The organism is Bacterioplanes sp. CLAM21, assembly GCF_059641015.1.
The window spans coordinates 895,574-907,611 of record NZ_CM184929.1; the positions used below are offsets into that span (position 1 = coordinate 895,574).

Consider the following 12,038-nt stretch of genomic DNA (forward strand, 5'->3'; position numbering starts at 1 on the left):
GTAAGCAGTTTATGTTGGTGATCCCTGCCATCGACTTGAAAGACGGTCAATGCGTGCGCCTGCGTCAGGGCCGCATGGAAGATTCCACCGTATTTGGTGACCATCCTGTGGACATGGCACGCCGCTGGGTTGAAGCGGGTTGTCGACGACTGCATCTGGTCGATTTGAATGGTGCTTTTGCTGGTGAGCCAGTGAATGGTGAGGCGGTAACAGCCATTGCCAAACAATACCCACAGCTGCCGATTCAGATCGGTGGTGGCATTCGCTCGTTAGAGACCATCGAGCACTACATCAAGGCCGGCGTGAGTCAGGTCATTATTGGCACCAAAGCGGTGAAGGAACCTGAGTTTGTTAGCGAGGCCTGCCGCGCGTTTCCAGGCGCCGTAATTGTTGGCTTAGATGCAAAAGACGGCTTTGTGGCCACCGATGGTTGGGCCGAAGTTTCCGATGTCAAAGCCGTTGATCTGGCGCGCCAGTTTAAAGATGACGGTGTGATGGCGATTGTTTACACCGATATTGCCCGTGACGGCATGATGCAAGGTGTGAATATCGAAGCCACAGTACAGCTGGCAGAACAGGGAGGAATTCCTGTGATTGCCTCTGGCGGTGTGACCGATATGAAAGATATTGAAGCGTTGGCTGCTGTGTCTGGCCGTGGCGTGATGGGGGCGATTACCGGTCGTGCTATCTATGAAGGCACTCTGGATGTGGCAACCGCACAGAAGATGGCCGATGAACTGTGCAAGGTCGCCAGCTGATGGCTCTGGCAAAACGCATCATTCCCTGCCTCGATGTTGATCAGGGCCGAGTGGTCAAAGGCGTTAATTTTGTTGGCATTCGAGACGCAGGCGACCCGGTTGAAATTGCTAAGCGTTACAACGATCAGGGTGCCGATGAGATCACCTTTCTTGATATCACTGCCAGTCATGAGGAGCGAGATACCACAGAGCACATGGTGGAAGCCATTGCCGAGCAGGTGTTTATTCCCTTGACGGTGGGTGGCGGCATTCGAGAAGTGGCGGATATTCGCCGCATGCTTAACGCCGGTGCGGACAAGGTATCCATCAACTCTGCGGCTGTATATAACCCAGAATTTGTGCGCCAGGCGTCAGATAAGTTTGGCGCCCAATGCATTGTGGTGGCAATTGATGCCAAACAGGTGGCGCCGCAGCGCTGGGAGATCTTTACCCACGGTGGCCGCAAAGCAACGGGTATCGACGCGGTACAGTGGGCGCAAAAAATGGCGCAGCTGGGAGCGGGCGAGATTTTATTAACCAGTATGGATCGTGACGGCGTGAAAACGGGCTTTGACCTGGGAGTGACACGGGCCATCAGCGATGCAGTGAATATCCCGGTAATCGCATCGGGCGGTGTTGGTAACCTTGATCATTTGGTCGAAGGGGTGCAGCAAGGTGGCGCCGATGCGGTGCTGGCGGCGAGTATTTTCCACTTTGGCGAATACACTGTGATGCAAGCGAAGCAGCACATGGCCGCTGCAGGCATCGAGATGCGACTGGATTAATCCTCGCTGTAGAAACTAAAAAGCAGGCCTCGGCCTGCTTTTTTGTGGCTGTACTGGCGTGCTGCTTAATACAGTACGCGAGCGCGTATAGTTCCTTCGATTTGCTTGATCTTCTCCAGTGCCAGATCACTGACGTCGGCTGCTACATCAATGACCACGTAACCAACTTCTTCAACGGTTTGCAGGTATTGACCCGAAATGTTGATGTTGTTGTCGGCAAAAATCTGGTTGATGGCATTCATCACGCCAGGCACGTTTTTATGAATGTGTAGAATCCGATGCACATTGGGGTTGGCCGGCAGTGCCACCTCAGGGAAGTTCACCGAAGATGTGGTGGTGCCGTTGTCGCTGTATGTCGACAGCTTTTCACCCACTTCCTTACCGATGTTTTCCTGGGCTTCCAAGGTAGAGCCACCAACGTGCGGTGTTAGGATAACGTTATCGAACTCACGCAGTGGGGTAACGAACTCTTCGTCGTTAGAGCGTGGTTCAACTGGGAAGACATCAATGGCAGCGCCCAGCAGTTTTTTACTACGAACGGCATCAGCCAGTGCGTCAATGTCGACCACTGTGCCACGTGAAGCATTGAGCAAAATAGAACCTTGCTTCATTTGTTCAAATTGCTCGGCCCCCATCATCCACTTGGTTGCTGCAGTTTCAGGAACGTGCAATGACACCACATCAGCCAGGTTCAACAGTTCGTTTAAGCTGTTCACTTGCTTGGCGTTGCCGATCGGCAGCTTAGTGACCACATCGTAGAAGTAGACCTCCATGCCTAGCCCTTCTGCCATCACCGACAGTTGCGTACCGATGCTGCCGTAGCCAACGATGCCCAGCTTTTTGCCTCGAATCTCGTAGGAGTTGGCGGCCGATTTCTGCCATCCACCACGGTGACATTGGGCGTTCTTTTCCGGAATGCCGCGCATCAGCATGATCATTTCTGCCAGGCTCAACTCGGCTACTGAACGTGTGTTCGAGTAAGGTGCGTTGAACACTGCGATGCCGCGTTCGGTGGCAGCTTTCAGGTCGACCTGGTTGGTACCAATGCAGAAGCAGCCAACGGCAATCAGCTTTTCGGCAGCATCAAAGATGTCGGCCGTCAGCTGGGTGCGTGAGCGAATACCAATAAAGTGGGCATCTTTAATACGCTCTTTCAGCTCATCAGCGGGCAAAGAGGTTTTGAGATACTCAATATTGGTGTAGCCAGCCGCTTGCAGCGTATCTAGGGCCGATTGATGCACACCTTCCAGCAGAAGGAACTTGATCTTGCTTTTGTCCAGAGATGTTTGTGCCATGGAGGTACCTGTGGTCGATTAACAATGATGGAAACCGTGTGCTTGGGCGTCTGGCGCCGGGAGTGAAAACCACTCCGAAAAAAGAGGCACGTATGCTAGCATAATTGCTTATGTCAACGTGAGTATTGCGGGGTTTTTCAAACTGTACGATTGTTCACGTTGCAATGAATGTTATTCATATGCGGAATCCTCATGACCTCCCTGACTCAAGACGCTCTGATCGACCAGTTAGCCGCTATTGTTGGTGCCGATAAAGTCCGTACTGACGATGACTCTCTGCAGACCTTTGGTAAGGACTGGACCAAGATCTATGATCCTAAGCCCAGCGCTATCGTGTTCCCGAAAACGACGGAGCAGGTACGTGAGCTGGTGCTATTGGCCAACCGACAGCAGCTTGCTTTGGTGCCATCCGGTGGTCGTACCGGGCTGAGTGCCGGAGCCGTGGCAGCTAACGGTGAAGTGGTGGTGGCATTTGATTACATGAATCAGATGTCGGATTTCAATGCTGTGGATCGTACCGTGAAATGTGGAGCTGGCGTCATCACCGAGCAGCTGCAAACATTCGCAGAAGAGCACGATTTGTTTTATCCGGTCGATTTTGCCTCGGCGGGCTCAAGTCAGATTGGCGGCAATATCAGTACCAATGCAGGTGGTATTAAAGTCATTCGTTGGGGTATGACTCGCGACTGGGTTGCTGGGTTGACCGTGGTCACTGGCCAAGGAGAAGTGCTGCAGCTGAATAAAGACTTGTTGAAGAACAATACTGGCTATGATCTACGCCAACTCTTTATTGGTGGCGAAGGAACACTGGGCTTTATTACTGAAGCAACCATGCGCCTGACGCGCCAGCCCAAAGACCTCACTGTGTTGGTACTTGGGGTACCAGAGCTGGATGACATTATGAAGGTGTTGCATCAGTTCCAGAGCGATATGGATCTGACCGCGTTCGAATTCTTTTCTGATAAGGCCATGCAAAAAGTGCTTGCCCGTGGTGATGTGCCAGCGCCATTTGAATCCAGTACCGATTATTACGCACTGATCGAGTTCGAGGCGCTGACCGAAGCCGAGCTCGATAAGGCGATGACGCTGTTTGAGCAGTGCTTAGAAAATGGCTGGGTAGCTGACGGTGTCATCAGTCAAAGTGAAACCCAGGCAGCGAACCTGTGGCGTTTGCGTGAGGACATATCAGAAACCATTTCTGAATGGACTCCCTACAAGAATGACATTTCGGTGGTGGTCTCTAAGGTACCTCCTTTCCTGCGTGATATCGACGATATCGTCACACGCGAGTATCCCGACTTCGAGATCATCTGGTTTGGTCATATTGGTGATGGCAACTTGCACTTAAATATCCTCAAGCCCGATGACCTAGCTAAAGATGAGTTCTTTGAACGTTGCAACAAGGTCTCGCAGTGGGTGTTTGAGACGGTCGAAAAGTATCAAGGTTCTGTGTCGGCTGAGCATGGTGTTGGTATGACGAAAAAACCTTACCTGAACTACAGCCGCTCGGCTGCCGAATTAGCCTACATGAAAGCGGTTAAAGCGGTGTTTGACCCCAACAATGTAATGAACCCGGGCAAGCTGATTGACTTGTAATTCCCCACCATAAAAAAAGCAGCCTTAGGGCTGCTTTTTTTTGGTTCCTTAACTAGCGGGCGTTAGAACAGCTGCTCTGGAATGACTCCGTTCTTTTCTTCCTGCTGTTCTGCTGAAGGGGCAGGTTTGCTCATCTCGGTTGGCACATTTTCCTTGCGGAAGTATTCAAAGATGGCATTAGCTTGTCCGGCGGGTGCTAATAAGCCGGTATCTGGATCAATGCGTACGCTGACAATGCCTTCCGGTTGCTGGTAGGGCTGCTCGGCAATGCCCTGTAGCGCTTGACCCATGTAATCGACCCATATCGGCAGTGCGGTATTGCTTCCATAAGCCCAGCGGCCGAGGGTTTTGGGTTGGTCAAAGCCAACCCAAACGATGGTTGCTAAGCCTGGGTTGAAACCCGCAAACCAAGCATCTTTTTGATCGTTAGTGGTTCCGGTTTTACCGGCCAGGTCTGCACGATTCAAGGCCAATGCGCGTTTGCCGGTGCCGCGTTTGATGACATCCTGCATCATGGTCATGATCAGAAAATGGGTACGTTTATCGATGACACGCGGTGCACAGTTTTTTGTTGTTGCATCAATGCCTAGGCTTGCCTGCATTTCACGCTCCAGCTGCTGCAGCTCAGTGACTGGGGTGTCGCAGGCCTTGCTTGGAATGTGTTGGAACAGAACATTGCCATCGTCGTCCTCGACTCTGTCAATAACGTACGGAGATATGGCATAGCCACCGTTGGCAAACGCTGCGTATCCGGTTGCCAACTCCATCGGCGAGACTGCAGAGGCCCCCAACGCCAAGGATAAGTCGCGGTTTAGCTTTTTGGCAGGGATGCCAAAGGGGCTGATAAAGTCGATGGCCGTTTGCGGAGTTAATCTCTTCAGTATGCGAATGGACACCAGATTCTGTGATTTATAGAGAGCCTGACGCAGGCGTGTCGGGCCATAGAACTTGCCACTGACATTTTGTGGTCGCCAGGTGTTTTCTAGGCTGGCGTCCTCAAATACAACCGGTGCGTCATTGATAATGCTGGCGGGAGTAAATCCATTGGCTAAGGCTGCACTGTAAACAAAGGGCTTGAAGGCTGAGCCAGGTTGGCGATCGGCTTGAATTGCACGGTTAAAGCTGTTGCTGGCGGGAGAGAAGCCGCCAACTAATGCCTGGATAGCGCCATCCTCCGGCGCCAAAGAGACCAGTGCGCCTTCTACTTCTGGTTGCTGAGCTAAAACTGGCACCTGGTCTTGCCACTCAAACCACACTGCCTGGCCCATGGTTAACACTTCACTGGCTGACTTTAATGGCTTGCCAATGATATCGACATTCACATGTTCACGCGCCCACTGGATGCCTGACCAGGGCAAATAGCGCATACCATTTAATGTGTAGAGCCAGGCGCCTTGCTGCTCCACCTGAGAGACAATTGCTGTTTTTAACAGGCCGCTGTCTGGGGAATTGCGCAGATAGTCATTCCATGCGGGCAAAGTTGCGTGCCAATTGATGTCGTAGTTTGAAGAGGCTTGGCTTAGCCAGGTTTGCAGTGACGGCTGATCTTTCACCTCGTAACTAACAACCGGCAGCTGTTCGGTTGCTTGTCGCCAGCCGTGGTCACGATCGTATTTTAACAGTCCACGCTGCAAAGCCTGGTTGGCAGCTTGCTGGCGTTTGCTATCGATACTGGTGTAGATGCTGTAGCCAGCCGTGTAGGCACTGCTGCCGTATTGCTCAATAGCAAACTGACGAGCCATCTCGGCAACATAAGGAGCTGACACTTCTGACACTGGACCATGATAACGAGCCGTAATGGGCTCTCGAGCTGCTGTTTCAAATTCTTCCTGACTAATGAGCTCAAGCGATCGCATGCGTGCAAGCACATAGTTACGCCGGCTAATGGCCCGTTCTGGGTTATTGATAGGGTTGGCGGCAGACGGAGCCTGCGGCAGCCCAGCAATCATGGCGTGCTGGGCCAAGCTTAGTTGCTGAATCGACTTGCCATAATAGACCTGAGCAGCGGCTTCAATGCCGTAAGCGCGCTTGCCGAGGTAAATTTTATTGAGGTAAAGCTCGAGAATTTGCTGTTTTGTGAGCGCCTTCTCAATCTTTAAAGCCAGAAGAATTTCGGTGAACTTACGAGAGAATGTTTTTTCACTGCTAAGATAATAATTCTTGGCCACCTGCATGGTGATGGTACTGCCGCCAGATCGCTTCCTACCGGTACTAAGAAGCTCAAAGGCGGCGCGGGCTAAGCCCTTGATGTCGATACCAAAGTGCTCAAAAAAGCTGTCGTCTTCGGAAGCCAGCAGAGCATCGATAAAACGCTGCGGCGTTTCTTCATAGCGAATTGGATTTCGTCTTTTGGTACCGAATTCACTGATTAGCCTCCCATCCCGAGTGTAAACTCGCAGCGGCGTTTGCAGTTCTGTGTCTAACAGATCCTGCGTGTCGGGTAAGGTGGGGGCGAAGTAGATATAAACAGCCATCATCACCAGGCCGGCGCCTGCTATGGTGGACATTGTAAGCCAAAGAATTAGGCGCGCGGCGATGTGTGTGGAAGCCATATTAAATGAACGTCTCTTGCCTCAGAAACCCAGTATTTATGCGGGTTGGAGCATTATAAGGGATTTTTGTTCTTTTAATAGGAATGTGCTTATAATGAATTTGACAGATAGGATTAGAGTGAGCTTGTTCTCGCAAGTTCGCGATTTGATGGGGATTTTACCGTGCTGGCCAGCTTATTAAGTAAAAAAGGCAAAGCGCTCCTGGGTGTCGACATCAGCTCTACCTCTGTAAAGGTGCTCGAGCTGAGTCACAACAACGGCCGTTACCAAGTCGAGGCCTACGCCAGTGAGCCATTGCCACAGAATGCTGTGGTGGAACAGGCCATCAACAATGATGAGGCAGTAGGCGAAGCCATTCGTCGCGCCATTGGGCGTTCCCGCACTTCAGCCAAACAAGGTGCGATCGCCGTGGCTGGTTCAGCCGTTATTACTAAAACGGTTCAGATGCCCGGAGACCTGTCTGACGATGAAATGGATTTTCAGGTTCGTGCTGAAGCCGATCAGTACATTCCTTATCCCTTGGAAGAGGTCGCACTTGACTGGGAAATACAGGGTGCTACCGAAGGCAGTCCGGATATGGTCAATGTCCTGTTGGCAGCATGTCGCTCTGAAACTGTAGAACGACGTAAAGATGCCATTGAGTATGCCAACATTGAAGCCAAAGTGGTGGACATAGAAGCCTTCTGTACCGAGCGAGCTTTTAAGTTAATAGAAGGCCAGTTGGACGGCAGTGAAATTGAAACCGTCGCGATTCTTGATGTTGGGGCCACGATGAGCACCCTGAGCGTATTGCATCAGGGCAAATCAATTTATACCCGTGAACAGCTGTTCGGTGGTAGGCAGCTCACTGAAGACATCATGCGGCGGTATGGTCTGAGCGAGGAAGAAGCACAACGTGCAAAATTGGAAGGCGGGCTCCCCGATGATTATGAGTCTGAGGTGTTGCAGCCATTCCGCAACGCAGTGGTGCAACAGGTAAGTCGCTCATTGCAATTCTTTTACTCCTCAAGCCAGTTTAATGATGTTGACTATATTGTGCTGGCCGGTGGTACTTCATCGCTACCAGACTTAGCGGAGCTTGTTCAGGATGAATTAGGTATTGCTACTATGGTGGCCAATCCTTTCGTAAGCATGACTCTGTCACAGAAAGTAAGTGCCAACTTGCTTAATAATGACGCGCCTGCGCTGATGATAGCTTGTGGCCTGGCGATGAGGAGCTTCGACTGATGGCAAATATTAACTTATTGCCGTGGCGTGAAGAGCGTCGGCAACAGAAAAATCAGGAATATTATTCCGCTCTCTTTTTAGTGGCAATCGTCGCCTGTGCGCTGGTGTACTTTGTTAGCGATTTTTACAGTAGTGCTGTTAGTAACCAGCAGCAACGGAATGCATTCATACAAAACGAAATGAATGTGATCGAGGCCAAAATTGAGGAAATCAGCAAGCTTAGAGAAACAAGGGAACAGCTGATAGAACGGATGGAGCTGATTCAGGCATTGCAGGGAAATAGGCCTATTATTGTCCGGATGTTTGATGAAATGGCCAAGTCTGTACCTGATGATCTTTATTTTACCTCGGTGTCTATTACAGGTCAGACAGTCGTTGTTAAGGGTATGGCTCAGTCTAACAACCGTGTTGCTGCGTTGATGCGTAACTTTGATGGGTCGCAGTGGTTCGAAAATCCTGAGCTCATTAGTGTTCGTTCTGTGTCTGAGGGTGTTAATGAGTTCGAAGTGAAGATGCAGCGCTTCAACCCGAATCAGGAAGAGGAGCAACTGTAGATGGCTAGTGGTAAAGGCTTTGATATGTCTGCATTTGTTGAAAAACTGCAAAACATTGACATCGATGATATCAACAACGCTGATTGGGAAAATATGGGCTCCTGGCCTTTGCTTGGGAGGGCATCCCTAGCTTTGGTGCTGTTTGTCGGGCTATGTGTGGCAGGGTACTACTTCCTGATCGTTGATCAAGTTGATCAATTAGCATCCGAGCAACAGCAAGAAGTTAAACTGAAAAAAGAATTTGAAGTAAAGGCCTTCAAAATTTCCAATCTAGACCAATACCGAGCTCAGCTTTTGGAGATGGAAGAAAGCTTTGGTTCGTTATTGAAGCAGCTACCAAGAGATACCGAAGTACCGGGGCTGATTGATGATATTAGTGGCGCAGCCCTTGGAGCTGGCCTTAAATTGGATGCTATCGACCCGAGTGAGATGACAAAGGCGGAGTTTTATAATGAACTCCCAATCGATATCGCTGTCACCGGTGGATTTCATGAAATGGGCTCTTTCGTATCTACTGTGGCCTCCTTGCCTCGTATTGTGACGCTGCATGATTTTTCGATACAAAAACTCGAAAATTCTGACCTGACTATGAAAATTCAGGCCAAAACTTACCAATATAACCCTGAGGAAGAATGATGATGAGGAGCTTCGCACTGCTGATACTAGCATTCGCCATGGCTGGGTGCTCATCATCTGCAGATACTGATGATTTGAGGCGGTTTGTGGATGACACGCTGTCTAAGCCTCGGGGGCGTATTGAACCTATTCCTGTGTTTAAACCGTATGAGTCTTTTAACTACAGTTCAGCTGGAATTCGCTCGCCGTTTGAATTGCCTGTAGTTGTCGATGAAACGGTGCAGCTCGATAAAGATGTCTCAAATATTCGACCAGACGATAACCGGCCAAAAGAGCACTTGGAACAGTTTGGTTTTAACGAATTGGCTATGGTTGGAACGCTAAAAGGCTCTGATGGAGATCTTTGGGTGCTCGTTCGAGATGGTGATGGAGGCGTTGTTCGAATACAAGAAGGTAACTATTTGGGGCAGAACCATGGCAAAGTTGTTTCTGTGTCGGATTATCGAATTAATTTAATTGAGATTGTGCCCAACGGTATGGGGGGCTGGATTGAGCGTCCGCGCACAATGGTGCTAGAGGGGCTGTCGGGAGATTAACATGAAGACTCGCATGCTTACGAAAATGATAAATAAATGGGCGCTGTCATTACTACTTTTGACATTGAGCTCGTGGTCATCAGCGGCAGTACTACAGGATTTGAAGTTTTCTTCATTGCCTGGTGATGTTACTGAGGTTGAACTTGTGTTTGATGGGAAGCCTCCTGAGGTTAAAGGCTATACCATTGAAAAGCCTGCTAGGATTTCGATCGATATCCCTGGAGCTTCTAGTGCGTTGTCAGCAAAGCGGTTTGATATAGGCGCAGGTAATGCAAGAACAGCCGTTGTTTTGGCTGGCAAAGATCGTGTCAGAATGGTTATTAACCTGACACGGTTGGTCGACTACCAAACCGTTGTAAATGGAAATAGCTTGCTTTTACGGGTTGGGAAAACTGCTGAAGAGCGTGTTTTTAAGCCTGCAAGCAGCAAGTCTAGTTCGGAAATTATGACTAGTAATAGCAGAGCTTCGGTTGGCGAGCTAAAAATCGTTAGCGTAGATTTTCGTCGTGGTGAACTCGGTGATGGCCAAGTACAGATTCGCTTGAGTGATGACCGTGCCGCAGCTGATATTCGTAGAGAAGGCTCGAAAATTATTGCTGATTTGAACGGAGTGCGCTTGCCTGCAGAATTGAGCCGTCGACTAGATGTTCTCGACTTTGCTACGCCCGTTAAATTTGTGGATGTTCGGTCTGCGGAGGGTGGAACTCGCGTAATCATCGAGCCGAAGTCGGATGACTTTGACTTTTTGGCATACCAAGCTGATCGCCTGCTGTCGATCAATGTGTCGGTTCTTCCTGAAGAAGCAATAGAAGAGCGTAAAAAGGCCTTCCCATTCACCGGAGAGAAGCTCTCGCTGAATTTCCAAAATATTGAAGTTCGAGCAGTCTTGCAGCTGATTGCTGACTTCACTGGTCTCAACTTAGTTGCTTCTGATACTGTGCAGGGCAGCATTACCCTTAGGCTTCAAGATGTTCCGTGGGATCAGGCACTGGATCTGGTGTTGAAAACCAAAGGTTTGGGTAAACGCCAAATGGGATCTGTGTTGCTGATAGCACCGGCTGAAGAGATTGCTGCTCGAGAGAAGGTTGAATTGGAAGCAGTTCGCCAGGTTGAGGAGTTGGCTCCCCTGGTGACAGAGTATATGCAGCTTAACTATGCAAAAGCAGCAGATTTGGCAGAGCTTCTCACTTCAGAGAGCGGCTTGTTGTCTGAACGCGGTACGGCTGTGGTGGATGAACGCACCAACACTTTGTTAATGAAAGACACAGCGTCCAGTTTGGAAAAAATCCGCGAAGCCTTTAGCTTACTGGATGTTCCGGTACGTCAAGTGCTGATTGAAGCCCGCATTGTTGTGGCAAATACCGATGTTGGCGAGGAGCTGGGGGTAAAATGGGGCGGAGCTGGCTACAAGGACAACGGTAGCAACTGGACCACTATTGGTGGCAGTAAGCAAACCTTGACCGAAAGCAACCAGATTTTGTTTAACCGTGCCACTCAGGCGTCTGCTGGAAGTTCCAGCATTGATATCAACGCTTCTGATGTAGTGAACTTTGGTGCCACCAACCCTCTCGCTTCCAGCTTAGCGTTAGGTTACCAGACAGCCGATTACATGCTTGATTTAGAGCTTTCAGCGATCGAGTCTGATGGCCGAGGTGAGGTGGTATCTCAACCTAGGGTAATGACTGCGGATGGCAAAAAGGCGCTGATCGAGTCTGGTACTGAGATCCCTTATGAGGAATCTGCGTCCAGTGGTGCGACCAGTATTTCGTTTCGTGCAGCTGTGTTGAAGCTTGAGGTGACTCCACAAATCACCCCTGATGATCGGATTATTATGGACTTGATCGTAACAAAAGACTCTGTTGGTGAGGATACTGTTGCGGGGCCTGCTATTGATACCAATGCTGTTGAAACACAGGTGTTGGTTAATAATGGTGAGACGATTGTTTTGGGCGGTATTTTTGAGTCCGAGCAGAGAACAACTATCAATAAAACGCCTTTCTTCGGTGATTTACCATTGATCGGTGCTCTCTTTAGATACACCAATGTCGTTGATAATAAAACTGAGTTGTTGGTATTTATTACACCAAAACTGGTGAAGGATACGCTGAACGCTCGCTGAT

10 protein-coding genes are annotated in these 12,038 nt (G+C 49.8%); 8 read left to right on the forward strand and 2 right to left on the reverse strand.

From position 1 onward, the window contains the following. Positions 1–11: 11 nt before the first annotated feature. Positions 12–758, forward strand: coding sequence for a 1-(5-phosphoribosyl)-5-[(5-phosphoribosylamino)methylideneamino]imidazole-4-carboxamide isomerase (gene hisA / locus AC55FS_RS04280; protein ID WP_496934834.1), 747 nt, complete (start codon positions 12–14; stop codon positions 756–758). Then, positions 758–1,522, forward strand: a complete 765-nt coding sequence (gene hisF, locus AC55FS_RS04285) for an imidazole glycerol phosphate synthase subunit HisF (protein WP_496934835.1) — start codon at positions 758–760, stop codon at positions 1,520–1,522. The genes hisA and hisF overlap by 1 nt, the downstream gene beginning before the upstream one ends. A gap of 65 nt (positions 1,523–1,587) precedes the next feature. Here hisF and serA read toward each other — a convergent pair whose 3' ends face one another. Beyond that, positions 1,588–2,817: a phosphoglycerate dehydrogenase gene (gene serA / locus AC55FS_RS04290; protein WP_496934836.1), complete on the reverse strand. Its 1,230-nt coding sequence runs from the start codon at positions 2,815–2,817 to the stop codon at positions 1,588–1,590. A 192-nt stretch (positions 2,818–3,009) separates the two neighbouring features. On the opposite strand from serA, the gene AC55FS_RS04295 reads away from it, so the two are divergent. Continuing rightward, complete coding sequence (locus AC55FS_RS04295; RefSeq protein ID WP_496934837.1) at positions 3,010–4,413, forward strand: D-2-hydroxyglutarate dehydrogenase; 1,404 nt, start codon at positions 3,010–3,012, stop codon at positions 4,411–4,413. Between the two features lie 62 nt (positions 4,414–4,475). Here AC55FS_RS04295 and AC55FS_RS04300 read toward each other — a convergent pair whose 3' ends face one another. After that, entirely contained in the window at positions 4,476–6,920 is a 2,445-nt protein-coding gene (locus AC55FS_RS04300; protein ID WP_496934838.1) for a penicillin-binding protein 1A, read from the reverse strand. A gap of 210 nt (positions 6,921–7,130) precedes the next feature. Here AC55FS_RS04300 and AC55FS_RS04305 point away from each other — a divergent pair, with 210 nt between their 5' ends. The 5 genes from AC55FS_RS04305 to AC55FS_RS04325 all read left to right on the forward strand — a co-directional run bounded on the left by AC55FS_RS04305 (position 7,131) and on the right by AC55FS_RS04325 (position 12,037). Then, positions 7,131–8,192, forward strand: a complete 1,062-nt coding sequence (locus AC55FS_RS04305; RefSeq protein ID WP_496935939.1) for a pilus assembly protein PilM — start codon at positions 7,131–7,133, stop codon at positions 8,190–8,192. Beyond that, positions 8,192–8,746, forward strand: coding sequence for a PilN domain-containing protein (locus AC55FS_RS04310; RefSeq protein WP_496934839.1), 555 nt, complete (start codon positions 8,192–8,194; stop codon positions 8,744–8,746). The genes AC55FS_RS04305 and AC55FS_RS04310 overlap by 1 nt, the downstream gene beginning before the upstream one ends. Continuing rightward, positions 8,747–9,382, forward strand: coding sequence for a type IV pilus inner membrane component PilO (locus AC55FS_RS04315; RefSeq protein ID WP_496934840.1), 636 nt, complete (start codon positions 8,747–8,749; stop codon positions 9,380–9,382). Between the two features lie 86 nt (positions 9,383–9,468). Beyond that, complete coding sequence (locus tag AC55FS_RS04320) at positions 9,469–9,918, forward strand: pilus assembly protein PilP (protein WP_496934841.1); 450 nt, start codon at positions 9,469–9,471, stop codon at positions 9,916–9,918. 1 nt (position 9,919) lies between these two features. Then, positions 9,920–12,037, forward strand: coding sequence for a type IV pilus secretin PilQ (locus tag AC55FS_RS04325; RefSeq protein WP_496934842.1), 2,118 nt, complete (start codon positions 9,920–9,922; stop codon positions 12,035–12,037). The last annotated feature ends 1 nt before the right edge of the window (position 12,038 follow it).

Coding starts and splice junctions, on each gene's coding strand:
- hisA (WP_496934834.1), top strand. CDS start 12: ATGTTGGTGATCCCTGCCATCGACTTGAAAGACGGTCAATGCGTGCGC.
- hisF (WP_496934835.1), top strand. CDS start 758: ATGGCTCTGGCAAAACGCATCATTCCCTGCCTCGATGTTGATCAGGGC.
- serA (WP_496934836.1), bottom strand. CDS start 2,817: ATGGCACAAACATCTCTGGACAAAAGCAAGATCAAGTTCCTTCTGCTG.
- AC55FS_RS04295 (WP_496934837.1), top strand. CDS start 3,010: ATGACCTCCCTGACTCAAGACGCTCTGATCGACCAGTTAGCCGCTATT.
- AC55FS_RS04300 (WP_496934838.1), bottom strand. CDS start 6,920: ATGTCCACCATAGCAGGCGCCGGCCTGGTGATGATGGCTGTTTATATC.
- AC55FS_RS04310 (WP_496934839.1), top strand. CDS start 8,192: ATGGCAAATATTAACTTATTGCCGTGGCGTGAAGAGCGTCGGCAACAG.
- AC55FS_RS04315 (WP_496934840.1), top strand. CDS start 8,747: ATGGCTAGTGGTAAAGGCTTTGATATGTCTGCATTTGTTGAAAAACTG.
- AC55FS_RS04325 (WP_496934842.1), top strand. CDS start 9,920: ATGAAGACTCGCATGCTTACGAAAATGATAAATAAATGGGCGCTGTCA.